The organism is Pedobacter nyackensis, from assembly GCF_900176505.1.
Lineage (GTDB): Bacteria > Bacteroidota > Bacteroidia > Sphingobacteriales > Sphingobacteriaceae > Pedobacter > Pedobacter nyackensis.
In genome coordinates this window covers 536734-562750 of the sequence record NZ_FWYB01000001.1, presented here as the reverse complement: position 1 = coordinate 562750, position 26017 = coordinate 536734, and the positions used below count along the sequence as shown (strand labels likewise).

Here is a 26017-nt window from a genome sequence, read left to right as displayed (position 1 = left end):
TATAATGTTTTAAAACTGAACAGACAAAGACAATGAGTAAGCACGAGGCACAGGTAAAAATGTATTACCAAAAGATACGTTAGCCGAACGGGTATCGCTGTACCGCATCGTTGAACCTGTAGATTCAGGATCTTGTCCTTTTAACTTGCTATTTTTCCAGGTATATAAATTATTACCCTGTAACATAAAACGAATGTTTTGTATGCCATTTGCTCTAAGTTTAGGACTGAACAGATCATAGCTCAAAGAGAGGTTCTGCAAACGAACAAAATCACCTTTCACCGTTCTCAGATCACTATTATCATACATAGCTCCATTATAAGGGCTTGCTCCAAAAACAACAGGATCAAATACATCTCTTTCTAATACAGGGATATTGGTTTTCAGTTCGTCGCCAGGTTGTCTCCAACGATCTACCCATTCTTTAGACATGTTTTGAGTAGCATCTGGATAACCTAAGCCATAGCCTTGAGATAAGTTACGTAAACGGATCACGTTACCAAAACTTCCTATAAACAAAGCAGATAAACTCAATTTCTTATAGGAAACAGTATTGGTAAATCCACCCTGTAAAAGCGGCATAGTAGTTCCAGAATAGGCCAAACCAGCAACGCTGTTCATACCCGTAATCAATGTTTTACCTTCAGTTTGCGTATAAAAGGTCGCCCTACCATCTTTATTCAATCCCGCATAACGGTAAGACCATAAACCATTGATTGGCTTACCCACAACCGCAGCAGCAGAATAGTTGGAGCGTTGTGCATTCGTTAAATCATTAACTCCAGGAACAGAATAAACTTCAAGTACTTCATTTTTGTTGTAACCAAAATTAACATTAGTAGACCAACGGAAAGATTTTGAATCCACGTTAATAGAGCTCAATGAGAATTCCATACCACGGTTTCTCATCGATGCCCAGTTTACCTGTACTGAATTAAAACCGGTTACCTGAGACACCTCTTTACTACCTAACAAATCCATAGCCTTTTTATTATAGTACTCGATGCTACCCGTTAACCGACGCTTCCAAAAACCAAATTCTAATGCAGCATTAGTTGTATAGTTCATTTCCCACTTTAGAGTAGGATTTTTTGGTGCTACAATGTTTAAATAACCTTCCTTATTGATCACATCTAATTTACCTATGGTGGCTACCAAATCAGAATAAGCCTGAGATGCCACATTACCCTGACTACCATAAGATCCTTTCAGTGTTAAATAGCTCAACCAATCTTTATCTCTCAAAAACGCTTCTTCTTTAAGTTGGTAGTTTAAACCTACTGCCCATAATGGCTGAAATAATTGATTAGTTTTTAATCCAAAACGGTTTGAACCATCTGTACGTGCATTTAAGCTGATAGAGTACCTATTGTCATAAGTATAGCTTGCTACCCCAAAATAAGAAACAGCAGCAGTTTCATTTAAATTTTCATTCCAATATGGTACACCAAGATACCTCATCAGCTCAAACTGCGGAATTTGCTGGTGACCTCTATCATGTGAGTAACCATAAATCTGAGTAGTCTGATCTTCAAATTTAGAAGTACGGATCTCTTGTCCGGCCATTAAATTCAGGTAATGTACATTATTAAATATTGGATTGTAAGTCAGTTGATTCCTGAAGGTGATACTTCCATTGTAACTGTCTTTATCTTTGCGGTACCCACCATCCAACCAAAGAGGAACTGCCGTAGAATTAACAATCTGATATACATCTTTTTTCCTTGCTCTAACAAAGTAACTATCTTCCTGAGCAATATCCACATCAGTTGTATTTTGCTTGGCATAAGAGAATAAACTGGAATAAGTTAAATCCTTTAACAGTTTCCATTCAAAATCTATATTACCACGCATACCGAAGTTTCTGGAAGTACGCCAGTTCTGCTCACGATTTTCCAGAAAACTGTATTTCAAGCTATTATAATACATATGGTTGTATCCGCCAGTATCATCGAAAGCATTTTGCGCTCTGGTCGTATAAATTGCCCATTCATAAGGGTTTTCCCTGGAGTCTGTAGCGAAGAAACTAGTATTATCACGAGCATTAACGTCCAGTGATAAGCCTAAACGAATATTACTACCAAAACGAGTGTTTACTTTTAATGCACCGGTATAGGTCTTTTGACCGACTCCTTTAGCAGTAGCCTTATCATCCATAAAGCTTCCTGAAGCATAAAAAGTCGTTCTATCATTACCACCAGAAATATTTAAACTGTGTCTTTGTGTAAATGCATTCCTGAAAAGGTGTTGAAACCAATCCGTATTGACTTCTTCCAGTCCTTTTACTTTATTCTCAAAATCACTCCATGTAATTTTTCTATCGTTTACATCTATAAAGTAGCGTTCAAAATCAGAAACTGTACCATAGTCACCGGCCTTAGGCGATGATGCATTTAAAATCCCCTTACCGATCATTTCCATATTAACGTCAATACGCTCTTTAGAATTCATCATGTAAGCATCTTCGATCCTCGGACGTTCTGCTATAGATAAGTTGGTGGTATAATTGATTCTGGTTTTTCCTGAAACACCTTTTTTAGAGGTAATTACAATTACACCATTTGCGGCTTTAGTACCATAAATCGCAGTTGCGGCTGCATCCTTCAACACACTAATCGATTCAATATCATCTACGTTAACACCACCAATACCGGAAGCAATCAGGTTACGGTTGGTTAAAATATCATCCACAGAAGCGTTTACAGCATCATCCAGGATAATTCCATCCACCACCCATAAAGGCTGTACGTTACCAGAAATAGTAGAAGTACCACGAATACGAATCTGAGGAACGGCCCCCGGAGCACCTGAAGTACTCATTACTGTTAATCCAGGTACCTGACCTTGCAACAATTTATCAATATTTGGCTGATAAACTGATTGCAAATCTTTTAATTGAACAGTAGAAATTGAAGCCGTTAAAGTTTTTTTATTTAATGATTGGTAACCGGTAACTACCACATCATTCAATGCACTTTCTGACGGCACCATTTTCACATTAATGGTGGTTCTTTGTTTTACGGTTTCTTCGATTGCGTTATAACCTACGTAAGAGAAAACAAGCACAGCATTGTTATCCGGTACCGTAATTTTAAACTGTCCATTGTTATCTGTTGCTACCGTTACCCTTGTTCCTTTTAGCTTTACACTTACGCCTGGAAACTCCTGTCCACGCTCATCCACAACTTTTCCTTTTATTTCTATTGCAAGCGGAGCTTGATCCAGATTGGTTTTTCTTTGAATAACTACAGTGTTCTCTTTAATGACATAGGTTACAGGTTGATTTTCAAACAAAGCAGCTAGCGTTTGTTGTAGCGTAGCGTTTTTAAGTTTAACATTTACAGTTTTAATCCCCTCAAGCATTTGGGATGTATAAACAAAGTTATACCCACTTTGACCCTGAAGTTCTTTAAAAACCTGATTTAAAGCAACGTTACTTCGAGAAAGCGTGATTTTTTGAGCTAGCGTATTAGCACTTACCTGAAACAAAAAGGCAGTGATAATAATGGTGGTTAACTTCATTATACGCAATATTTGGCCAGGCGCACAAGCGGACAGCTTACGCCTAAAGACATAGTAAAAATTCATTACATTTGTTTTGGTTTGGTTTGTTGATAGACTGTTATCTGCAAATTATTAAGTAACCCAAACCTACGTCAGATCCGATGGCAGTCGGGTCTGACTTCTTTTTTGGATTACAGCTATAATAGGTAGCATTTATGGCATAACTGTAACCCTCCTTCCTTCGATCTTAAAGTGTACGGTATTGGTTAGTTCAAGTATGGTTAAGGCCTCCGAGATGTTTCCAAAACGAGGTACTGTACCCACAAAATTATTATCTGTTATTTTTCCCTGATAGATAACTTCTACGTTATACCATCTGGCAATTTTACGCATAATGCTTTCAATACCTTCATTGGCAAACACAAAGTTTCCGTTTTTCCAGGCTATAATCTCTTCGGTATCTACCGTTGATATTTTAAACGCATTGTTACTTAGGACAGCCTGCTGACCCGGAGAAAGAATAACATCATATTTCTTATTCCTGTTTTCAGGTGTAGCTACCCTGACTGAGCCTTCCAGTAATGTGGTTTTTGTTTCAATCTCATCTTCATAAGCATTGATGTTAAAATGAGTACCCAATACTTCTGTTTCCTGCGCCCTATCGTATGCATTGGCCAAACTAAGTACTTTAAATGGCTGCTGTTTGTTCTTCGCTACTTCAAAATAAGCTTCGCCACTAAGTTCAACTTTACGTTCCTTTAAGTTCGTAAATGTTGTAGGAAACTTAATTGAAGATGCAGCATTCAGCCATACTTTGGTCCCATCCGGCAGATTCACCTGATACTGCCCCCCGCGTGGCGTAGTAATGGTATTATAACTAAGCGCTGTTCCTTTTACCGTCACAGTAGGATCCACCGTATAAACCAGCTGTCCATCGTCCGTTTTAACTATACGTACCCCCCTAGTATTCAATAGTTCCCCTTTGCCGACATCTGTTAAGGAAATTTTCGATCCATCAGCCAGCGTTAAGATTGCTTCGTTACCACCTGGAGGAACATCATTTGCATACTGCAATTCATTTGAACTCTTTTGCGCACCCTCATTAAAATAAAACCAGGAACCAACGCCTAAGGTGATCAGAATCACTGCAGCGGCAACCCAACTCATTAAACTCAATATTGATCCTGTTTTTGAAGTCGGTCTATCAACCGATACAATATTGTCGAACACAGCTTCCCAATCATTCGCTTCAATTACTGAGCTTGGAACCTGAGCATTGATCATTTCCGCAATAGCATCTGCCACATGGGGCTCACTGCTATCCGTCAATTCCAATAATTCGGCTGTTTCTACTTTGCTAAGTTTCCCCTCTTCAAACTTGCTTAACAAATAGTTTATTCTTTCTTTCATAGGATTCTGATACTAAGAAACACGAAATGCTATTTAGGACTACTGGAACTAAAACTTTTTTTAAAATTATTTTAGCAATGCGATATAGGTGAGTACAGAAAGTGCTACCCCATGCTTATTTAAATGTTCGCGAATGGTTTTCAATGAAATCACCAATGCATTTTTAACGGTGTTTGGAGAAAGATCAAGTGCCGCAGCAATTTCAGGAATATTCATTCCCTCGATTCTGCTCATCTGATAAATCTTTTTGCGCTGATTGGGCAATTTATGTATAGCCTCTGCAACGAGCGAGTTGAGATCATTCAGATTAATCGTTTCTGTGGTATTGTTGCTTTGCTTTGGATGATCAATACTCAGGTTATCAATCGCTGTTGCTTGTTTGAGTGACTTCCGAAGATAATTTAAGCACTCATTTGAAGCATACTTATACAGCCATGCTTTAACATTCTCAATATCCTCAAGCTTCTCTCTGTTGAGCCATACTCTTAAAAAGGTATCCTGGATAATTTCTTCAGCCGCATCAGCAGATTTAGTGAATTTTAAGGCGAAGGGTTGGAGAACCGGAAGGTAACGATAAAAAAGCACAGCAAAAGCTTGCTCATCGCCCTCGGCAATTTGCTTTAACAGCAATCGCTCATTGTTGTTAACCGCTAATGTCATTTTGTTAATTTCCCCTTCTAATTCCGGTAGTCCATTTCATAGACTTTATTTATTCCCAATGTTAAATAATTATTTTTAATTCATTGGCATCTCTTAAAAATTATCTAGGCAACACACATTACTGATTAGCCCTCAGCGGCCGACATAAAGCAAAACACCCGCTGAAGGATTCTCCAGCGGGTGTTTTGTTGTTATAAAATATATTAAAAAGTTTACATGAAACTACCGTCACCTCTACGCATAATACCTCTGCCGCCACGTCCCTGGGCACCAGACCATTTTTGCAGTCGCATGCTAAGCTTCAACATAAAATATCTGCTCATCGGGTTTACACTTGTATTTATATACCCACCATCCTCTGGTTGCTGCGTCCTCAGATAATTATTTTGGTTTAAAATGTCAAACGCCTGAAACGTGATCTGGCCTCTGCGATTAAATAACTGACGCTCCAGACTTGCGTTTATTACCAAAGGTCTGTTATTCGTATTGCCGACAATACCATCTATATACTGCTTACTACCATTATAAGCTAACATCCAGGATTCCCATAAATACACTCTTCCATCTAAATTGAGAGAAAGCGTATTGATGTTATTATTAGCACCAGGTAGTGTTGAATTAGATTTTTCATTTCTGTATCCTATATTCGCATTGATCTCGAACCATTCCGTAGGATTGATTTTCGGACCAAAGCGCTGTTCCAAAACCGTGATATCAGTAGTATTCAAAATACCGTCTCTCATACTCAGGTTATGGTTATAACTTGCTGTACCGTTAAGTTGCAAATTGTACTTTCTATTATTGAGCTGTTTACTAATATTATAATTACCAGTCAGCCTATATACACCACTAACGTTTAAAAAGCGCGTTTCGTTAATTTTACTTCCAGCGAGCGCAGGATCTGGATTATCAACGCGTTGATTATTTCTAATTACAGCATTTTCCGTATAAGACCCGTTTGCGTTTAATGAAAAATTAAGCTTCGAGTTTGCGATATAATTATTGTAATCACCTCTTAAAGTATGCACAAAAGTAGCAAGCAGGTCTGGGTTACCAATAATTGGATTATTTGGATTCGTAACATCCCTTACCGGTTGTATCTGATCAAAAGTTGGTTCTACCGCGTTTCCTGAATAGTTTAAAGATACTTTTTGCTGTCTGCTCCAACGGTATTCAAATCTGGCAATTGGAATCAGGTTAAAACTGCTACGATTTGTCGTCGTACCCAAACTTAATTTAGTACCGGATAGTAAAGCAGGTACACCGGTTAAACCTACAGAAAAACGAACTTTGGAGGTATTCGCCATTCCATATCTAAAATTCAATGCAATCCGCCCTTGTGTAAAGGAATAGTTATAAATGTTACTCAATGAGTCTACCACATCAGAAAGACCATCTGTTAGAATGTTTCTTGTAGTAGCAGTATTGTCATATCCATTATAATTCACCTGAGCATTCACTTCAAATTGAGTATTAACGCCAAGAGGCTCCACATAAGTCATGCTTCCGCGATAATTATCACGTAAATTCTTACGTGCGATGATTTGATTAAGTACTGAATCTTTTGTAGTTGAATTTTCAAGATAATAAGTTGTGAAGTTATATCGCTCCTGCTCGTTATCCTGATTATCTTTATTCAGATCGATCTGTGTCGAAAAATTCCTTCTGTATTTTTTAAAGGTATGCTGATAAAAAGCAGAAATACCAAAATCAGGAGCCGTTCTGGAATTTGAATTGGTTACTTTACGGTCCTGATCTAGTCCCATTGAGATATCACTACCCCTTTGACTTGACGTGGAACCGGTATTATTATTATTAGAACCATACTTAAAGGTAGGGATAACTTTAAGGTAATCGTTTGAGTCCAGATTTACTTCAAACTCGAGTTTAAAATCATGATTTTTTGACTTTTGCAAGCCAGTGCTCGAACTTCTGGAGAACAATTGTCCATCAGTTAAAATACTAAGGGATTCCGTTTCATTCAGATTGTCGCCATTGGAATTAGTAAAATTGTAATTCAAATTATACTCTATTTTCTTTCCGATTTTATCCCTCAAACTAAATCTGGCATCTGCATTCTTGTTCGAACCATCAAGTGCGTTAAGATTAATTACATCTTTGTAATTACCATTCAAGCCCATCTGCTGATTCCCATTAATCCGTGTCGTAAATAATCCTGCTTCCTTTCTTTCGTTACTCCCACCGGCCGCATTCATATTCATCATATTACCAACAGATTTATCAGTTCGGGTTGTGATGTTTAATACTTTCTGAGGATCACCATCTTTAACCCCGGTACGGGCCGCCTGATCACCATAATCATCCACAATCTGGATTTTATCAACGATTTCCGCAGGAAGGTTTTTAATTGCATTTGCAATGTCGCCCCCAAGATATTCCTTACCATTCAATTTAGCCTTAGCAACGGTTTCTCCCTGATGTACTAAACTTCCATCAGTGCCTACTTCCATGCCTTCCATCTTCTTCAACAACTCATCAACTGTAGCATTCTTCCGCACCACATAGTCGCTGGCTTTATACTCTACCGTATCCGTCTTATAGGTGATAGATGGTGTACCGTTAATCACCACCTCGTTTAAGGTGTTTTTTTGCTCCTTCAGCATAATAGGATCCATCACAATCCTCGGAATCATATCGTTTTGTTTGAAACGCATCACCGGTGATTTTTCATAACCTATGCTTTGGATTACAAGCGTGTAAGTAGCAGATTTTACATCTTTAAATATGAAGATACCATCGCTATTAGTCGAAGTCCTTAAGGTATCCTTATCAGAAGTAAGGCTAACCGTTGCGCCTATCACCCCTAAATCCGTACTATCCTTAACAATACCACTGATTTGTCGGGTAGGTAAAGGAGGAGGAGTTTCCTTTTTAGCTGGTTGCTGGGAAAATACCTCTGTAAAACTAAGCATCATTAATAAAATGATCGCCAGCTTTTTAAAATGCTGTAGGTATTTCGACCTCGGAATGGTGTTCAAATCCTTTGTCTTGACCCGATTAAAATAATTCATTTGCGTGTTTGTATGGTTGGGTGTTTGTGTGTGTCTTATTTTACACCATTGAGGTGCTTATTTTTTTGCAAGGGTATACTTTCCCCAAAAATCTGTAGGACTAATCATGGCTTGAAAATCCATTCCACCGCGACCGCCACCGCCGAAGCCGCCACCGCCGCCTCCAAAGTTACCACCGCCACCGCCGCCAAAACCACCACGACCGCCACCGCCACCACCAGAACCTCGTCCCTCAAAACTTGGAATTTGTAATCCGTTAAGTTTGATGTTATACGCGAATTCTTTTGGCGAGGCTACGGAAATGCCCAACGCTTCCAATGGAATCGCAACTTCATAGAAGAAGGCATTGTCCTTATCTATACTGGCAAATGCTTTAATGCCATATTCGTTATAAATAGACACCAATGTATCCGTTGTATTTTTAAATCCTTTAATTGCGATCTCTTTTGCAGTGCCCAATTGAGTTTTCTGTCTGGCCACCATAAAGGAATCTCTTTGTTTTGTATCCTGCGGACCACCGCCCCCCATAGACATAGTCATACCCATTGCGCGTCTGCCACCACCGCCTTGTCCTCCTCTAAAAGGATTAGTCGCAAGCGGATAAGTTAAAGTGATGCTTTCCTTTTCTTTCTTTTTCCCATCAGGGTTTATAGAAAAAGTAATTCCACCTGCCATAATTTTCGAATTATTACCCAGGTCTGTAGATCTAATGATCAGATAAAGATTCTTATCATCATTGCTGATAATATAAGAAAGACTGGTGCGCTTGTTTACAGAAAACTCCGTGTCTTTCCATTCAAAATTCTTACCATCAATTTTTATTGCATGTGGGGCGAATATACTAACTTCCTGTAGTTCATTAACTTTCTGAGCATGAACAACTGATGTAAGGCCTGCAAATAAAGCCGTACAAAGTGTAATTTTAAGGAATCCTGATTTCATATTTGGTGTTGTGTTTAAGTGCAACATTGAGTTTAAGACTTTATAAAATGGTTTAGGTTTAATGCGTTTTCCTATATTGACTGAGTAATTATTTCGATCATAAAGAAAAGACCGCGAATTAAACACAAAATCCCCTCTATTAGAAAATGTTATCTAATTTTGTTACACAAACATCCAGGCTTTTAGAATTTATGGCAATATTTTATTCAGCGATCTGCGAGGCCTTCTTCGGCGTCTGAAAAATATAAATCAGGTAAACCAATGCGGGTAAAATAAACAAGCTACCTATCAGCAATGCATACCCTAAAGTAGCAATAGTTTTAGCTTGCCCCTGATGAATCAAAAGAGAAAGATTCCCTCCATTTTTGAGTAATACGATATCAGGGAAATGTGAATAGGTTGCTGCAAATAAAATCATCGCTACCTGGAATCCCGCCAACAAACGCAATAATATTGGCTTATTTTTATTTAGCGCATAAAACATCACAATTAGAGATAAACTCGCGGCAATTATGGCGATTAAGCCAGGGGTATCTCCAAAAATCCATGTAGCTAGCGGAATATGTTCGACGGCCGCTGCAAGAAAGACCAGGGCGCCACAGCCCATTACAAAAAAGATTGCCCTTCTTGCTTTTCCTACAAAATGCGCCCGATCTCCCTCATCTGTTGTTTGCCCAATAATGAAAATAGTTGCAAGGAAACCACATATACTTACGGTAAAAATGCCTACAGCTACGGAAAACCAATTCAACCAACTAAATATAAAAGCTGATAAAAAATCATTTGCTAAGGGATCTATTTGACCTGAAACAGCGCTGGCAGCTATGATACCTAGAAAAAATGGTGTAATCAAACTGGAGTAGACAAAAATCGGCGTGTATACCTTCTGCATATCATCCTTTACCGCGTCGTAATTTCGAAATACAAATGCTGTACCCCTGGCAATAATACCCAGTAGCATACACACCAATGGAATATGCAGGTAAACAGAGATGGTGGCATAAATTTTCGGGAAACCTACAAAAAGGATCACTACAGCAATGATGAGCCACATGTGATTCGCCTCCCATATAGGGCCAATGGCCTTATACATGGTTTTTCGGGTTTTAGCTTTATTCTCTTTAGCAGTCATCAATTCAATAATGCCCGCGCCAAAATCAGCGCCACCAAGCAGGATATATAATAAAATAGCGGTCCATAGGAAAACGATAACTACATAAATCATAATAGCTTGTCTTTTGAAAGGTTTTCGGAATCATACAACTCATCAACCATGGTAATCTGGCGGAATAACAATAAACTCACGATGATAGCAAGAGAAATGTACACGGCTGTAAAGAGGTAAAAGGAATAGGTTATGCCCGGCATAGGTGTTACAGCATCCGCGGTTCGCATTACCCCCCGGATAATCCAGGGTTGCCGTCCTACTTCAGTAACTGTCCAACCAGCTTCCAGGGCAATAAATCCTAATGGCGTTGCCACTACGAATAATCGGAGTAGCCAACGACTATTTAGCCATTGCCTTTTCTTCCACAAAGCGATAAAGTATAAAACGGCAATCAATACCATGGCCATCCCCAATCCTACCATAATCTGAAAGGCATAATGGGTAACGGCTACTGGAGGCTGTTCATCTTTAGGCACACTGTCTAAGCCCTTCACTTCCCCATTAAAATCGCCTGTGGCCATAAAACTAAGCAGTCCCGGGATTTTAATAGCATAATCAACCGTTTTATTAGCCGTATCTGGTATCCCCCCAATAATAAGTGGTGCATTGCGTTCGGTATGAAAATGGGCCTCCATTGCCGCCAGTTTTTCAGGCTGCCTTTTAGCCACATCTTTGGCAGAAATATCGCCACTTATTGGCTGCAAGCATGCGGCTACCGTTCCAAAAACAGCAGCAATTTTAAACGCTTTACTATGAAAATTTACATTTTTACCTTTTAGAATCATGAGTGCATGAACGCCTGCAACAGCAAAACCGGTGGACACAAATGCTGCTACACTCATATGCAATGACTGAGAAAACCAGGCATCGTTAAACATGGCTTTTACCGGATCAATGTTCAAATACTGTCCATCTATGTAATCGAAACCAGCGGGACTGTTCATCCATGCATTCGCAGCAACAACCAGGATTCCTGACAACAAACCACTTATCCCTACCACTACACCCGTTGCCCAATGAAACCATGGGTTAAGCCTGTTCCAGCCATACAGATAAAAACCAAGGGCTATCGCTTCAATAAAAAATGCCGTTCCTTCTAAAGAAAACGGCATTCCAAATATAGGTCCTGCATGCTCCATAAATTTGGGCCAAAGCAGTCCGAGTTCAAAAGAAAGTACCGTACCGGAAACCGCGCCTGTGGCGAAGAAAATGGCGACACCTTTACTCCATGCCTTTGTGACATCCTTGTAAACTACTTTTTTGGTTCTGAGCCAATAAAAATGAGCTACTGACATAAAAAAAGGCATCACCATACCAATACAGGCAAATACAATGTGAAAGCCTAAGGAGAAGGCCATCTGGAGGCGGGCAGCTAAAAAATCGTCCATATGATAAACGTTATTGCTAAAAGAATTTACGCAGTAAAAGTAGGGCATTTACACTATAATTCTGCAAATGATTACAATTTAAACAAAAGCTTTGCGATAGTCTCCTGGTACATAAACAGAAGAATAAAGAGATAAAAATTACCCTTAAGTAAGTTTTAAATTAATTTCCAATAAAACGAGCACCATATAAATAAACAGAATTACTTTAACTGACATACAGTAATATAATCTTTAATTTAAATCAACAACATGATGAACATCTTAAAACATTATCACATTACTGCTCTCTTTTTACTATTGTTAGTACTTGCTTGTAAGAAAAATCAACACACACGACCTGTAATACCGGAACCGGAACCAGTTCCGGTAAAGCCCCCACCTGCTATCAGCAAAATATTAGTTCCCATAAAATTGGAAACTACAGGCTTAATTCTGAATTTGAAGTATAAAGATAAGACAGACCTGCTGACCGAAATAAGTGATGCAAGCGGCACTAAAACTGTCATAACCTATACGGCAGAACAGCATCCATCGGAGTTGGAGAAATACAAAAATGGAAAATTATTCTATACTGCCTATTATGAAAGGGCCGATAAAAAGACGACCAGCAAAGTCATTATGTTTGAAACCAAGGGCTCATTCTATACCCCACTTGGATCATACACGCTAAGCTACAACAACCTCCAACAGCTCAATGAAGTTAAATATTACAATCATAATGAACAGCTAAACAAAACGCGTAACCTATCCTATATTTCAGGAAATTTATCGGAAGAAGCCAATACAACGCCGCCCAGTTCTGCAGAAGTTAATACTTACACTTTTGACCAGAAAAAGGGAATAGCCAGCCATATTAAGTATAGCCAGATTTTAGCCCTTGAACATGAGCATTGGTTCCTCTATTTTACTTCCAACAACATACTAAACCTGGAGAACCCCAAGATGCCTTTGGAGAATATCAGTTTTAGTTATGAATACAATGAAGATGGTTATCCTTCAAAAATGACTATAAACAAAAACACAAGTGTTCAACACATTAAAATAACCTATAAGGCCCTCGAACCCTAACTTATTTTAACAGCCGGCGTGCCCTGAACAGGTTGTCGGCTGTTTGCAATATCTTGGCCTTTAGTTTTGGGTTATAATTGGGATGGCTCTTTAAAAAATCCGTTACGATTTGTGCAGCTTCAGCACGCTGATAATAACCAAATGTAGACTGTAACCAATTCTGAGGAAAGAAGATATCTCCGGTAGTTTGAATCTCTTCAAGCATTTCCAGACTCTTTGCAAGATATTTTACGGAGGTCGACTGCCTTAACGGATGGTGCAGGTAGTACAGCGCTGCCCCTACGTTTGATTCTTTCTCCCTGTTCACTTTCAGCTCCAGGCTTTTAAAGAACTGATCTCTTTCAATCACATTGGAAGAAAGTGCCGGCATAATGAATTCAAAACGCTTTTTTCTATCGGCATTAGTAATACGCAGTAACTGGTCGTTTAACAGAGCGGAGTCGCTACCCGCTCTTAATGCCAATGAAAAAGCCAAAGCGGTATAATCATCCTCAGAAAGTTTCACACCTTCTGGAGCGATCTGTGACTTCCAGATTTGATACAACCTGTCTCCGGCTACTTTGTTCAAGAATACATCCTGGTAAGTTTTGAACAATAATTTTTTATGATTAGCCTTCGCTTGTATCAGCATTGCAGACCAGATTTTATTTTCCAGCAATTCACTCAAGCCTGCACGGTCAGTCGGCGACAGAAATTCCCAATATATGGCACCAATATAATTAGTCATCAACTTAAGATTTAACTCCTCAGTTTCTTTACTTAAACCTTCAACAAAAAGATTCAATAATTCAACAGGCTTTACAAATCTGCCATTCAGCATATTTTCATAAAGCGAAATATAGGCAGAAGCACGACTTAAAGGTTGGTCAATGGTATAAAGATGACTAAACACCGCCCGATCTGAAGGCCACAATCCATAACCTTGTCCCGACGAATTGAACACTACAAACAATGGGACATCCATACCTTCCACTTCTTTTAACTCAATTTGAGTCGCATTTAAATTAACGGTAACTTCCTTACTGTATCCCTTATAGTAGAAGGTCATTTCAAAAAACTGCGGCCAGATTCTGTCTCTGCCGTACTCGGCAGATTGGTTGATTACAAACTTGCTGATCTTACCATTTTTCTTTTCCATAGTATAGTCTACTACAGGTCTTCCCGGTTCATCTACCCATACTTTATTCCACTGCTGCAAATCGGCATCAGCATATTTATCCAAAATAGTAATCAGGTCGGGCCACGACGCATTGCTATTGGCAAACTTTTTAAGGTATTCTCTTACACCCTGCTGAAACTTTTCTTTCCCCATCAAACGCTCCAGCTGTTGCATCATAATAGGTGCCTTATGATAAATAATATTGCCATACATTGTTCCGGCGTCCTTCAGGTTATCCAGATCTTGTCTGATCGGATTTGAGCCTGTCGTACGGTCAATACCGTAAGCCGCAGGAAAATGGTCTACTAAAAATTTCAAATCAAACACGGCTTTACCAACGCTTCCTTCCGCACTTTTATCAGCCATAAAATTGGCAAACACCTCCTTCATCCAAACATCTGTAAACCAGTTCATAGTTACCAGGTCGCCAAACCACATGTGCGCAGTTTCGTGTGCAATCAGATTACTTCTCGAATTCAATTGATCTTTTGTAGCAGTTCCGTCTAAAAATAAGGTCGAGGCTTTATACTGTATGGCGCCAACATGCTCCATGCCCCCAAACTGAAAATCAGGGATTGCAGCAAAATCAAACTTCCGAAAAGGATAAGGGATAGCCGTCCAGTCTTCAAAATACTGAAGCGCATCTGAGTGGATTTTAAAGATCTCATTCATGCTGTTGTTTATTTTCGCCGTATCTGTTTCCCGATACAGAAAATCACTTCTCATAGATCCTACTTTAGCTACTTGCTGCTCAAATTTACCGGCAACAAAAGAAAACAGGTAGGTACTTAAGATATCAGAAGTTGCAAAGCGATAAGTTTTACGTCCGTTGATTAAAACAGAATCTTTTAATGGCCCATTGGCCATGGCTTTCCAGTCGGCCGGCACTTTTAATGTTAAATCATAAGTTGCCTTTAAATCCGGCTGATCGAAGCATGGAAAAACTGTCCGGGCCCTATCAGGAACAAACAAAGTATACAAATAATCCGCATTCCTGTTCAGCGCAGCTTCGCCCGATTGAAACGCTATTTTTATCTGGTTCTTGCCCTTTTTTAAATACCTTGCTTCAATCAGTAAATGTTCGTTATTATGTTGTACGGGAACAACCTTTCCATTTACGGTCAATTTCCAGAGCTTTGCTTTATCTTCCTTAAAGTCGAGTTGCATAGTTTGTTTATTCTCACTTAGATTAAAGCTAAGCGTTTCTGCTGCAACTATTTTATCCGCTCTTTTTGAAGGAATATCAAATTCAAGCGTATAATGAACACGACTTATCACTGATTTTCTATAGACAGCCAGTTTCTTTGAGACACCGGTTTCGACTTCTTGTCCGACTACCTGTTTACCGGTAATCAGTAAAATAAAAAAAACAATAAAGCCAGATAAAACGTTACGATTATTCACCATAGCCGCTAATTTAAGTATGATTTTCTAATTTTTTCGTCAAGTTTCTACGTACAGCAGATTTAATATTAAAATACTCAACCATTACTGTAATTTAGTGGCAGATGACAAACTAACTCATCCACAATTAAAAACAAAAAATCATTCTGATGAAAACAACCATTAAAGCAATGTTGTTACTGGCGTTAGCCGTATCATTATCGTCCGACCTTCAGGCTCAGGGTCTAAAAATGCCTCAACCTAGTACAAATCAAATCGTTACTCAGAACTTCGGTTTAGGTAAAATCACACTTAATTATTCACGTCCTAATGTAAAAGGTCGTAAAGTTTTTGGCGATCTGGAGCCTTATGGATCTGTATGGCGTACCGGTGCAAACTCGGCTACCATAATCAGTTTTACAGAACCTGTTAAAGTTGAGGGTAAAGAATTACCAGCAGGTGAATATGGTCTATTTACTATCCCAGGCAAAGAAGAGTGGACAGTAATATTCAACAAAGGAGCAAAACAATGGGGTTCTTATGAATACAAAGAATCTGACGATATTTTAAGAGTTAAAGTTAAAGCCAACAAACTGAAAGATAAAGTAGAAACTTTTACTATTCAATTTGCTGATGTATACCCTGCTACTGCTCAAATGCAATTGATGTGGGAAAACACAGGTATAAACCTAAACTTGACTACAGAAGTTGATGCTACTGTAATGGCAAATATTGATGAGGCTATGAAAGGTGAGAAAAAACCTTACTTCCAGGCAGCACAGTATTATTTTGCAAATAACAAGGACATCAATAAAGCTTTAGAGTGGGCAACTGCTGCCGAATCTGCTGATACCAAAGCGCCATGGGTAAAATTGTTGAAAGGACGCATCCAATTGAAAACGGGCGATAAAGCAGGTGCCGCAAAAACAGCAGCAGCCGGTTTACAATCAGCTACAGAAATGAAAAACGCAGAATATGTTCGTTTACATACTCAATTGCTAAACGAGGCGAAAAAATAATTATCGCTTAAAATTATAAAAGGGCTGTATCATTCATTTGATACAGCCCTTTTTTTGTGTGCATTGTCTGGATTTATTCTGTCTCCTTGCGCTTACGTACATTGATAATCTGCTGAATAATCAAAGAGATGAGCACAACTGATAAACATCCAATTACGTTGAGCCACAAATAAGCGACTACATCTGACTGGCCCAATACCACTATAACTGTTTCAGTAATTACTGCTCCAAAAAACACGGCTCTTCCGTTTACTTGCTTCACATAAAAAGCCACCAGGAAAACACCCAGGATTGTACCATAAATGTATGAACCCAATATGTTTACAGCTTCCAGTAAGTTCCCGATTTTACTGGCATACAAGGCCATTACAATACATATCACACCCCAAAATACAGTAGCCAGGCGCGAAGCCTGCAGGTATTCATGGTCGGATGCGTCCTTCTTAATTAACCGTTTATAGATATCGATCACAGTTGTAGAGGCCAATGAATTTAAGGCACTCGCCGTTGAGCCCATCGAAGCCAGGAAAATAATAGCAATCAGCAATCCTATTAATCCCTGTGGCAGATATTGCGTTACAAAGCTTAAAAAGATATAATTGTTATCCTTTATATTGGCATGTTCATCATTCTTCAGCATTAAATCGGTTACTTCTTTCCGGATAGATTTCTCCTTCTCATCAGCGAGTTGCAAAGCTGTTCTCTGCTGATCAATCAATGTTTTATCATCAGCATTAAGCGCCGCATTCATCTTATTAACTTCTACTTGTTTCTCCTCAAAAACCCGGTTATAATCACTCTTAATTCTATCCAGCTCAGGAGCATACTTACTCGTTTCCAATTTATTTAACTCGAAACTGTTGAAGAAAATAGGCGGGCGATTGTATTGATAAAAGGCAAAAACAAGTACACCTATCAGTAAGATTAAAAACTGCATTGGTATTTTAACCAGGCCATTCATCAATAAACCTAAGCGACTCTGGCTAACTGAGGCGCCCGACAAATAACGGCCAACCTGACTTTGATCTGTTCCAAAATAAGACAGCTGCAGGAAGAAACCACCTATCAAACCTGTCCACACGGTATACTGATTACTCAGGTCAAACTTAAAATCTATTGCATTAGTCCTACCCATTTTCCCGGCAATGCTAATGGCCCTGCTAAAACCTATATCTCCGGGAAGCAAGTGTACCACCATTATTCCTGCAGCAAACAAGCCACAAAAGATAATACTCATTTGCAACATCTGGGTATAAGAAACCGCTTTTGTCCCTCCATAAACCGTATAAAATATAACCAGTCCACCAATAAACAGCGTTGTATAAGTGGTATTGATATTTAATATAGTTGATAGAATAATGGATGGCGCGTAAATGGTGATACCTGTTGAAAGTCCGCGCTGGACTAAGAAAAGGAAGGCCGTAAGCGCCCTTGTTTTCAAGTCAAAGCGTTGCTCCAGATATTCATAGGCCGTATACACCTTTAAACGATGAAATATAGGCACAAAGGTGATACACAATACAATCATTGCCAAAGGCAGACCGAAATAGAACTGCACGAAACTCATTCCCGATGAATAAGCCAAACCAGGTGCTGATAAAAAGGTTATGGCGCTAGCCTGCGTAGCCATTACCGACAGGCAAACATGGTACCAGGGCAGCGATTGATTACCCAGTAAATAGCCCTGAATGTTTTGAGCGCCCCTGCTTTTATAAACTCCATAAACCACAATTACAACGAGTGTAACGATTAATACAGACCAATCTATAACACTCATTCGAAATATTTTGTAAAGGCGTAAAAAATTAAAATCAGAAATATAAGCCAGCCGATCAGCAAGCGATAAAACTGTTTCCAGGTTTTAACAAAAGGAGGAAGATCCTGTTCCTCATCTGTTTTTGGCTCTTGCTCTATCATATTTAGCGTACTACTGATAATGAACTATTTTTTGCAGACACCAGATTCACAAACAAACGGTAAGCGCCCGGCACACCGGCAGGCAATTGCCTGAAGAAAGAAATCCCAGTATAGATATACTTTCCTTTTCCATAATCCGCCACAATCAGCGATCCTGTTTTAGCACTTTCACCGCTATCGTTCATGCTAAATACTGATGTATATTTTTTATCTGCATCACTTACGAAGTACAATCCGCGTTCCTGTATCCAACCATCAAAATCTTTAGCAGTAATTTTATTTGGATAGTTTAAAATAGGGTTTTCAGCAGCCAGAATAGTAATCTTTGCATCCTCCTCTGTAACTCTATCACGGGATAGCCTGAATGGATAAGGACCGATATTTTCAATTTTCAGCGGGTTATTAACATTATACTGCACCAGCAAGGTCCCTCCGTTTTCAACATACTTCATCAGCTTTGGCTGCATCGATTTAATCTGATCGTTAACATTGTATAACCTAACTCCGGTAACAATGGCGTCAAAACCAGAAAGATCGCTATTGATCACCTGATTCTCGGTCAGATTGATCACCTCATAGCCAATCTGTTTCAAAGATTCAGGAATCAAATCTCCTGCACCAGCAATATAACCAATACGTTTCCCCGCAAATTTCAAATCGACCTTATCAACCCTGGCTTCCGCAAAGGGAAATAAAGTTTGCAAAGGGATATGTTCGTAATTAATTACATTCAGACCTTTATTATAAGTTTTACCTTCCACCACTACATCCAGTAATAGACTTCCCCCTGCCGTATTCCCAGCAGGTGTAATGGTAAATTGAACCGACTGCTCGTCCCCTTTCTTAGCAAGGCTGAAATCAATTTTCTGCGGACTTACCTTCCATCCAGCAGGCACTTGCGGCGCCAATACGCCTGAACTATTGTCTTTAAAACTTTTTAGCAAAACGGTTATACTTTTAGGCTCATTGCCATTAAAAATGAATGCTTTTTCGGAAAGTGTTGCTGTTACCGGTGGAGCGATAACTAAGGGCTGATAGATCTCTCCCCTAACCTGATCAGTATACTTGTATACCAGTGGTCGCCTCTTCTCTATCACCTGATCTCCTATTTTGATTTTAAACAATCTGGTTAGTGCAGGTAAATTTTCAGGCATGCCAATTTTAGAAAGGGAATCCACTACAAAATAGCCCAGTGGATGTTGCTTTTCAAGCCAGTAAGGTTGCGTTATTCCAACATTTGCCGTCGCCACTTCCTTGTCCTCACTTACAAACTTGTTTGGAGATAAATTAAAGCTTACTCCGCTATTGACCTCTTCAATACTGATGGCCAATGGAAAATCGGCCTTCACACGCGCAATTGCCTGTATTTTTACATTGATGGGCTGACTTAAGGCATAAGAAGGATTTGTTGCTGCAGTTTCAAACCAGATACCTGCGCAAGACAGGATCAAATCATCCAATAAGTCTTGTTTAAAAGCTTTCCCTTTCACCAGCTGCTTTAATTTTAAAAGCTTAGCTACCGACTTTGAAGGGTCGGCTGCATTATATTCGTCATTGATGGTTGTCAGTAGTTCCTGAATAGCCTTACTTCCAGAGGTTCTGTTCAATGAAAAATCAACACCTTCAAATATATCAGTCTTTGCTTTTTGGCCGGCTACGGGTGTAAAAAACTCTGTAGATGCCCCGCGTTGTCTTGCGGCACCAAAACCCTGACTTCTATGATTAGACCTACTCTCGGCAGCTATTTCTCCGTAGCTTTTACCCAGTAAAGGGTTAAACAAACCGACATCAATCTTCATCTGATCATCAGCGGTAGTATTGTTGCCACCAAAATTAAAAGTATTCCAGACGATCCTTTTGGCTTGCCATGGTTTTACAAGAGCCAACTGCTCCGGAAATTGCTTCGGATCCGCGGCTGCAGCAAAAGCCTCACGAGCCAGGATTGCAGAACCTGAATGATGCCCATGCCCGGCACGTGCATCTTCTGGGAAACGTGTAATAATTACATCTGGCTGGAATTTACGGATCACCCAAACTACATCAGCAAGGATCTTCGCCTTGTCCCATATTTTAAAACTTTCTTCAGGATTTTTAGAGAAGCCAAAATCGTTGGCTCTGGTGAAGAATTGTTCTGCGCCATCCATACGACGGGCAGCCAATAACTCTTGTGTGCGAATCAGGCCTAGCAATTCTGCCTGCTCATTACCAATCAGGTTTTGTCCACCATCACCTCTGGTTAATGATAAATATCCTGTTCTTACTTTCTTCTCTTTAGCCAGATAGCCCAGTAAGCGGGTATTTTCATCATCAGGATGTGCTGCGATGTACAACACGCTCCCGGTAACATTTAGTGCTTCAAGGCCTTGCTTAATTTCAGCAGCATTGAGCTGCCTCATATTTTGTGCCCTCGTAAAAAAAGGAATTGTTGCTATAAAAACGAACAGAGGTAAACGAAACTTCATATACAGATTTTAAATGATTTTGTCGGAAAAGATACTTTCAGCACTAATTAAAATCAGTAAAAATATCTTTTCCGACAATTCTCGAATTTAATCAAAAATCATTAATCTGAAGTTTTATATAAACTAAACTCTGTAACAATACTGCAAAATGATAAAACGCTTACAGTAGGATTTTGCTACTTACTTCTTTATCTACTGTAATAAAGCCCGGATATTTCACCACTGTATTACCTACTTTGATGCTTGGTCTGATTTTAAGTGTAAGGATTCCTTTCTTTTCAGGACCATTTTTACCGCTTTTAAAAAAGTCGGAAATCTCCCCCATCACCTTGCTGTTCGAAACAAAAGGATAAACATTAACTTCCATATCAACAGGTATGGTGGTCGTCTGACCCGCAGCAACATTCATAGCCTGGTTTACAAATCCGGTAGCCAGTTCTTGTCTATTGATCAAAATCTTGTATTCGAATTCATTGATTGATGCATCATCGCCGGTTGGGTTTTTAACTTCCAGATTCAGACGAGCCCTCAATGGAACATCCTTTCTGAGTAAACCAAGCGCCAACCCCGGCAAGCTGGTCAGGTTAATATCCCCGTTAAGAAACATATTTTTCACATCTGCCCCACCTAATGTAAGCTGTTCGGCAGAAGTGATCCTGTATTTACAATTTTCTAGTGCTTTAATTTGTTGTGCCTGCCTGTTAATGCCGCAGCTTGATACAACAATGGCCGTAAGGCATATTAGCAAGATTCTTTTCATCAGCGTTTGTTTGCTTCTCATTAAAAAATATTTATTCCCTAACAGTTATGATTAAACTGTTTCACAAAGGCTATAACGAATTAATCCCGAAAATAATATAAACTTAAGCTTTGGGCTTATCGTGTTTATCGGGTTTTAGGTCTGCCTTATTAGATTCGTCCACATACCTTTTCTCATCCTTTTTATTCCTAAGAATAAGGTAAGCAATTAGTGAGATCACAAGGACCACTACAATTGCAACTAAAGTGTAATCCATAATATTATTCTTTATTGCATAAATAAACAGTTTCCAATTAACCTTAATGTTAATTATCTAATAACATTAAGGTTAATAAAAAGTTACGTTTAGCGACTGCGACTGTATAAGCTTTTGCTGATCAGGTTATCAATGCTATATTTTCCAGGACCGGAAACAAGCAGAAAAACGTAAACCAGCAGATAGTGCAAGCCCATTTCTTTTTTATCAAAACCATCCGGAGCATGTACAATAAATACTGCAATCAACATGGTAATGATCAAAGGTATAAGTGCCAACCTTGTTCCTAAACCAATTAACAAGAAAACAGAGCAGAAAAACTCAGCAAAAACAGCTAAATACAAAGACGTTGCTTGTCCTAATCCTATCGGGTCACCAAATTGAATTTCTCCGCCAGCGGTAAGCCAGCTCAATTTCTGATAGCCATGAACCATCATAAAAGCCGCAATGCCTACACGTAAAACAAGTAGCATAAAATGCACAGCTTCATGATTAAAATTAGTGTTGAATAGTCGTTTCATAAGTTTGTTTGTAATAATATGGATGATTAAATATAATGATTTTGTGCGCTAATTAAACCAAAATGGACTTTATAAATCCTGACACTGCGTCTTGCAATACCCTACGATTTTCTTCCGTAGGTGGCCCGTCTTTCCTAATCATCTGAATAGATACCAAACCATGAAGAACTGATAAATAAGTATGGTATTTTAGGAAATGATCGGCATCTTTATTTGCACTAACCAGGATTGTTTCTTTAATGGTAGAGATCATGATGCCAGTCATATTCTTCATTTCTGCAATCTGGTTCACCCGATCGCAGGCCGGTATCCCCAAACCAAACATTAACTGGTAATATTCCTTATGCTCAAATGCAAAATCCCAATAGGCATATGCTATAGCCTCTAACTGTACTGCAGGTTCTGTGTGCTGGTCTTTAACCGCCTGCAGGGTATCAGCAAGCTTCTGAAAGCCCTCTTTAGTGAATTCCAGCAGTATGGCTTCCTTATTTTCAAAATGATTGTAAATCACCGGAATACTATATTCTATAGCATCGGCAATTTTGCGGATAGACAGGGATTGCCAGCCATCAGCTAATACCTGAAGCCATGCCGCTTCCAATATACTTGCTCTGAACTCCTCCTTTTGTCTGATTTTTCGTTCTGCAATCCCCATACGCTATACATTTTAGTTAACAGTGTTAACAAAAGTAATAGCTAAAATATATTTTCCAAGATTATATCTGTTTTTCTGACTTAAATACAACAAATACTATTTGATGATATGACGAAAAGTTAAATTAATACGAGGCCCAATGGGAAGAATTGTTTTTGGAAGCCGGTGTTCCCATAGATGCTGAGTTTCAGCTTTCATAATCAGCAAGCTACGGTGAGTCAACTCAATAGAAATAATAGGGATTTTATCGGCATAATGTCTGAACTGGAATATTCTGGAAGCGCCAAAACTTACTGAGGCAATAAAGGGATATTGGCCAAGGCTTTTTTTATTGTCACGATGCCATCCAATATAATCCGAGCCATCGCGGTAATGACTAAGCTGACAACTGTTAAATTTCACATCAAACTTTCCCTCTATATCTTGTTTGATGCTTTGCAGCACATCTATCCAGGGCAAGGCTTTCATTACAAAGCCCATGCTATTGTAGCTTACCCCTTTTTCACCATAAAATGCAGTAAGACGCGGCTGTAATACTTCTTTTCCAGCCATCCGAATTGAATCTTGTTTCCAATCTACGGCCGACTTTAAATAGCGAAAGTGTTCGTCGCTTTCCTTTGCATCAAAAAAATCAGGATAAAAAAACACTTCTCCGGGAATCGGCAACAGATTTGTGTGATCCAGATAAAGCGATTTATCCATATATAAATATACTACATATATTCCATCATATACGCTTTTGGTTTTTCCGAACGGAGTGTTTTTAAGGCCTTATCCTTAATTTGTCTTACACGTTCTTTACCCAATTTCATTTTACAACCAATCTCATCCAGACCAATTGCGGTATTACCACCCAAACCGTAAAACATCGACAGAATTTCTTTTTCCCGCTCAGGTAGTCTTCTCATTAAGCGAACTATATCAACGGAAACTGAACTTTGTATCAGCGTATTATCTGTTTTTTCTACATTCGTATCCTCAATGGTTTCTGCTAAGGTAAAGCCTGACTCTTCAGCAATCACGGCATCCAATGAAGTGGTCATAGGCGCGTGAAAAAGATAATCCATCACCTTTTCTTCAGGCAATTCTATAAATTCACAAACCTCTTCCATACTGGGCGCTCTTTCCAAACGTTGTTCCAGTTCGCTCATCGCTTTGTTGATTTTCATGATACCACCAATTTGATTTGCAGGCAGGCGAACCATCCTTTTTTGTTCTGCTATGGCCATCATGATACTTTGTCTGATCCACCATACGGCAAAAGAGATGAACTTAAATCCCTTGGTTTCATCAAATCTCTGAGCGGCTTTAATCAGCCCCAGGTTTCCTTCTGCAATCAGGTCAGACAAGCGCATTCCCTGATTTTGATACTTTTTTGCTACCGACACTACAAAACGTAAATTAGCTTTTACCAATCGGTCTAAGGCCGACTGATCTCCCTTTTTCACTTTTTGAGCCAGTTTAATCTCTTCTTCAACGCTCAGCAGGTCAATTCTTGCAATATCATACAAGTATTTTTCTATCGAGTCCGAGTCCCGGTTGGTAATGGACTGCTCTATCTTTAATTGTCTCATCGCAGGCAAGGTCAGAAGAAATGACTTTTAGATCAATGGACACTACTTATTTCCGATTATTTTACGGAAAAATCGATAAAAAATGACAACTTTTACGGAAATCGAATTTTCAGCGTGCTTTTTTTTATTAATTTCGAAATCTCAGTGTATCAGATACACTTTCATCTAATCAACTGGCAATGAATACGACAGACCTAGACAAAACAGACATCGGCATTTTACGGCTTTTACAGCAAGATGCCTTACTTAGTAACAAGCAATTATCGCTTGAACTTAATAAATCAACAGCTACCATCCATGAAAGGGTGAGGAGGTTGAAAACCGAAGGTTATATCAAACGCTCTGTTGCCATACTTGATGCCAAAAAGATTGGAAAAAGCCTGATAGCCTATTCGCAGGTTCAACTAAAAGAGCACACAGACAACGCTTTGAGCGGTTTTGAAAAAGAAGTAGTAAAGTTTCCTGAGGTAATGGAATGTTACCATATGACGGGTGCATTCGACTTTATCCTCAGGATAGTGATTTCTGATATGGATGCCTATCATCACTTTTTAAGGAGCAAACTGGCACAACTCAGCAATATCGGTACGGTCCAAAGTTTCTTTGTTATGTCCGAAATTAAAACTGAATCGGCTTACCCACTTTAATATATTGAGCTTATTTAATCGCAGTAATCTGATACAGCGGAAAATCGATAGGATGTTCTTTACCTTTGATCAGTTTATATTCGTAAAACCGGTCCAGATATTTTTTAAATCTATCTAATGAAGGTATTGCCCCATTATAATCCTCATCATATTCAACAGTCTCCCCTATTCTAAGTGCAGGCTCAGGATCAGTTAACTTATGCATTTGTGTTAAATCGTTTGGATTTATATTGTGTCTTAAATCTTCCATTTTTTTAATCAAACCTACACTATTAAAAGGATAACTCATCTAATTATCAATAGTATTTACCTGCCGCTTATATACCATTGTACAGTCTCCTATTTAAGTTCTAGTTAAACCATATCTAAACAGGGTCTAAGCAGGGTCTAAACAGGGTGCAAACAGGGTCGTTGATATAGCTTGCACCTAGCTTAAAACCTGTTTACATATAAAATATATTAACTATAAGTCAAACACTACCCGATCTCTCC

The 26017-nt window shown here is 39.0% G+C and carries 20 protein-coding genes; 3 read left to right on the top strand and 17 right to left on the bottom strand.

From position 1 onward, the window contains the following. Nucleotides 1-9: 9 nt before the first annotated feature. The 7 genes from B9A18_RS02300 to B9A18_RS02270 all read right to left on the bottom strand — a co-directional run bounded on the left by B9A18_RS02300 (nucleotide 10) and on the right by B9A18_RS02270 (nucleotide 12104). Complete coding sequence (locus B9A18_RS02300) at nucleotides 10-3522, bottom strand: SusC/RagA family TonB-linked outer membrane protein (protein ID WP_159452584.1); 3513 nt, start codon at nucleotides 3520-3522, stop codon at nucleotides 10-12. 195 nt (nucleotides 3523-3717) lie between these two features. Beyond that, nucleotides 3718-4914, bottom strand: a complete 1197-nt coding sequence (locus B9A18_RS02295) for a FecR family protein (RefSeq protein ID WP_084287040.1) — start codon at nucleotides 4912-4914, stop codon at nucleotides 3718-3720. 66 nt (nucleotides 4915-4980) lie between these two features. After that, nucleotides 4981-5574: an RNA polymerase sigma factor gene (locus B9A18_RS02290; RefSeq protein ID WP_084287039.1), complete on the bottom strand. Its 594-nt coding sequence runs from the start codon at nucleotides 5572-5574 to the stop codon at nucleotides 4981-4983. A 212-nt stretch (nucleotides 5575-5786) separates the two neighbouring features. After that, nucleotides 5787-8606: an outer membrane beta-barrel protein gene (locus tag B9A18_RS02285; RefSeq protein ID WP_084287038.1), complete on the bottom strand. Its 2820-nt coding sequence runs from the start codon at nucleotides 8604-8606 to the stop codon at nucleotides 5787-5789. A 57-nt stretch (nucleotides 8607-8663) separates the two neighbouring features. Then, nucleotides 8664-9548: a hypothetical protein gene (locus B9A18_RS25270; RefSeq protein WP_084287432.1), complete on the bottom strand. Its 885-nt coding sequence runs from the start codon at nucleotides 9546-9548 to the stop codon at nucleotides 8664-8666. A 202-nt stretch (nucleotides 9549-9750) separates the two neighbouring features. Next, a complete protein-coding gene (locus B9A18_RS02275; RefSeq protein WP_084287037.1) occupies nucleotides 9751-10773 on the bottom strand; it encodes a cytochrome d ubiquinol oxidase subunit II in 1023 nt (340 codons plus the stop codon). Continuing rightward, entirely contained in the window at nucleotides 10770-12104 is a 1335-nt protein-coding gene (locus tag B9A18_RS02270; RefSeq protein ID WP_084287431.1) for a cytochrome ubiquinol oxidase subunit I, read from the bottom strand. The genes B9A18_RS02275 and B9A18_RS02270 overlap by 4 nt, the downstream gene beginning before the upstream one ends. A 249-nt stretch (nucleotides 12105-12353) precedes the next feature. Here B9A18_RS02270 and B9A18_RS02265 point away from each other — a divergent pair, with 249 nt between their 5' ends. Next, on the top strand, nucleotides 12354-13172 hold the full coding sequence (locus B9A18_RS02265) for a hypothetical protein (RefSeq protein WP_144009373.1): 819 nt from the start codon (nucleotides 12354-12356) through the stop codon (nucleotides 13170-13172). A gap of 1 nt (nucleotide 13173) precedes the next feature. Here the strand turns inward: B9A18_RS02265 and B9A18_RS02260 are convergent, their stop codons facing one another. Further along, nucleotides 13174-15738, bottom strand: coding sequence for a M1 family metallopeptidase (locus tag B9A18_RS02260; RefSeq protein ID WP_084287035.1), 2565 nt, complete (start codon nucleotides 15736-15738; stop codon nucleotides 13174-13176). 146 nt (nucleotides 15739-15884) lie between these two features. Between B9A18_RS02260 and B9A18_RS02255 the strand changes: the two genes are divergently transcribed. Further along, nucleotides 15885-16733, top strand: a complete 849-nt coding sequence (locus B9A18_RS02255; protein ID WP_084287034.1) for a DUF2911 domain-containing protein — start codon at nucleotides 15885-15887, stop codon at nucleotides 16731-16733. Nucleotides 16734-16806: 73 nt separating this feature from the next. Here B9A18_RS02255 and B9A18_RS02250 read toward each other — a convergent pair whose 3' ends face one another. The 8 genes from B9A18_RS02250 to B9A18_RS02220 form a co-directional block, all read right to left on the bottom strand. After that, entirely contained in the window at nucleotides 16807-18510 is a 1704-nt protein-coding gene (locus B9A18_RS02250) for a sodium:solute symporter family protein (protein ID WP_084287033.1), read from the bottom strand. Between the two features lie 142 nt (nucleotides 18511-18652). Further along, entirely contained in the window at nucleotides 18653-21112 is a 2460-nt protein-coding gene (locus B9A18_RS02245; RefSeq protein ID WP_084287032.1) for a PIG-L family deacetylase, read from the bottom strand. A 160-nt stretch (nucleotides 21113-21272) separates the two neighbouring features. Beyond that, entirely contained in the window at nucleotides 21273-21893 is a 621-nt protein-coding gene (locus tag B9A18_RS02240) for an LEA/WHy family protein (RefSeq protein ID WP_235005213.1), read from the bottom strand. 82 nt (nucleotides 21894-21975) lie between these two features. Next, nucleotides 21976-22128 carry a hypothetical protein gene (locus tag B9A18_RS25265; RefSeq protein WP_200816294.1) on the bottom strand — a complete coding sequence of 51 codons (153 nt, stop codon included), beginning with the start codon at nucleotides 22126-22128 and terminating at the stop codon, nucleotides 21976-21978. An 89-nt stretch (nucleotides 22129-22217) separates the two neighbouring features. Then, entirely contained in the window at nucleotides 22218-22649 is a 432-nt protein-coding gene (locus B9A18_RS02235) for a DoxX family protein (RefSeq protein ID WP_084287031.1), read from the bottom strand. Nucleotides 22650-22701: 52 nt separating this feature from the next. Beyond that, a complete protein-coding gene (locus B9A18_RS02230; RefSeq protein ID WP_084287030.1) occupies nucleotides 22702-23304 on the bottom strand; it encodes a TetR/AcrR family transcriptional regulator in 603 nt (200 codons plus the stop codon). A 96-nt stretch (nucleotides 23305-23400) separates the two neighbouring features. Beyond that, nucleotides 23401-24006: an alpha-ketoglutarate-dependent dioxygenase AlkB family protein gene (locus tag B9A18_RS02225; RefSeq protein ID WP_084287029.1), complete on the bottom strand. Its 606-nt coding sequence runs from the start codon at nucleotides 24004-24006 to the stop codon at nucleotides 23401-23403. Between the two features lie 11 nt (nucleotides 24007-24017). Beyond that, nucleotides 24018-24878 carry a sigma-70 family RNA polymerase sigma factor gene (locus tag B9A18_RS02220; RefSeq protein ID WP_084287028.1) on the bottom strand — a complete coding sequence of 287 codons (861 nt, stop codon included), beginning with the start codon at nucleotides 24876-24878 and terminating at the stop codon, nucleotides 24018-24020. A gap of 179 nt (nucleotides 24879-25057) precedes the next feature. Here B9A18_RS02220 and B9A18_RS02215 point away from each other — a divergent pair, with 179 nt between their 5' ends. Continuing rightward, nucleotides 25058-25525, top strand: a complete 468-nt coding sequence (locus B9A18_RS02215; RefSeq protein ID WP_084287027.1) for an Lrp/AsnC family transcriptional regulator — start codon at nucleotides 25058-25060, stop codon at nucleotides 25523-25525. 10 nt (nucleotides 25526-25535) lie between these two features. Here B9A18_RS02215 and B9A18_RS02210 read toward each other — a convergent pair whose 3' ends face one another. Beyond that, nucleotides 25536-25775 carry a hypothetical protein gene (locus B9A18_RS02210; protein ID WP_144009372.1) on the bottom strand — a complete coding sequence of 80 codons (240 nt, stop codon included), beginning with the start codon at nucleotides 25773-25775 and terminating at the stop codon, nucleotides 25536-25538. Nucleotides 25776-26017 lie beyond the last annotated feature (242 nt).

Bases quoted from the DNA above. Each gene is read 5' to 3' on its own strand.
- B9A18_RS02290 (WP_084287039.1), bottom strand. From the start codon at position 5,574: ATGACATTAGCGGTTAACAACAATGAGCGATTGCTGTTAAAGCAAATT.
- B9A18_RS02215 (WP_084287027.1), top strand. From the start codon at position 25,058: ATGAATACGACAGACCTAGACAAAACAGACATCGGCATTTTACGGCTT.
- B9A18_RS25270 (WP_084287432.1), bottom strand. From the start codon at position 9,548: ATGAAATCAGGATTCCTTAAAATTACACTTTGTACGGCTTTATTTGCA.
- B9A18_RS02300 (WP_159452584.1), bottom strand. From the start codon at position 3,522: ATGAAGTTAACCACCATTATTATCACTGCCTTTTTGTTTCAGGTAAGT.
- B9A18_RS02295 (WP_084287040.1), bottom strand. From the start codon at position 4,914: ATGAAAGAAAGAATAAACTATTTGTTAAGCAAGTTTGAAGAGGGGAAA.
- B9A18_RS02275 (WP_084287037.1), bottom strand. From the start codon at position 10,773: ATGATTTATGTAGTTATCGTTTTCCTATGGACCGCTATTTTATTATAT.
- B9A18_RS02285 (WP_084287038.1), bottom strand. From the start codon at position 8,606: ATGAATTATTTTAATCGGGTCAAGACAAAGGATTTGAACACCATTCCG.
- B9A18_RS02260 (WP_084287035.1), bottom strand. From the start codon at position 15,738: ATGGTGAATAATCGTAACGTTTTATCTGGCTTTATTGTTTTTTTTATT.
- B9A18_RS02270 (WP_084287431.1), bottom strand. From the start codon at position 12,104: ATGGACGATTTTTTAGCTGCCCGCCTCCAGATGGCCTTCTCCTTAGGC.
- B9A18_RS02230 (WP_084287030.1), bottom strand. From the start codon at position 23,304: ATGGGGATTGCAGAACGAAAAATCAGACAAAAGGAGGAGTTCAGAGCA.
- B9A18_RS02240 (WP_235005213.1), bottom strand. From the start codon at position 21,893: ATGAGAAGCAAACAAACGCTGATGAAAAGAATCTTGCTAATATGCCTT.
- B9A18_RS02235 (WP_084287031.1), bottom strand. From the start codon at position 22,649: ATGAAACGACTATTCAACACTAATTTTAATCATGAAGCTGTGCATTTT.
- B9A18_RS02210 (WP_144009372.1), bottom strand. From the start codon at position 25,775: ATGGAAGATTTAAGACACAATATAAATCCAAACGATTTAACACAAATG.
- B9A18_RS02255 (WP_084287034.1), top strand. From the start codon at position 15,885: ATGAAAACAACCATTAAAGCAATGTTGTTACTGGCGTTAGCCGTATCA.
- B9A18_RS02245 (WP_084287032.1), bottom strand. From the start codon at position 21,112: ATGAAGTTTCGTTTACCTCTGTTCGTTTTTATAGCAACAATTCCTTTT.
- B9A18_RS25265 (WP_200816294.1), bottom strand. From the start codon at position 22,128: ATGGATTACACTTTAGTTGCAATTGTAGTGGTCCTTGTGATCTCACTA.
- B9A18_RS02220 (WP_084287028.1), bottom strand. From the start codon at position 24,878: ATGAGACAATTAAAGATAGAGCAGTCCATTACCAACCGGGACTCGGAC.
- B9A18_RS02225 (WP_084287029.1), bottom strand. From the start codon at position 24,006: ATGGATAAATCGCTTTATCTGGATCACACAAATCTGTTGCCGATTCCC.
- B9A18_RS02265 (WP_144009373.1), top strand. From the start codon at position 12,354: ATGATGAACATCTTAAAACATTATCACATTACTGCTCTCTTTTTACTA.
- B9A18_RS02250 (WP_084287033.1), bottom strand. From the start codon at position 18,510: ATGAGTGTTATAGATTGGTCTGTATTAATCGTTACACTCGTTGTAATT.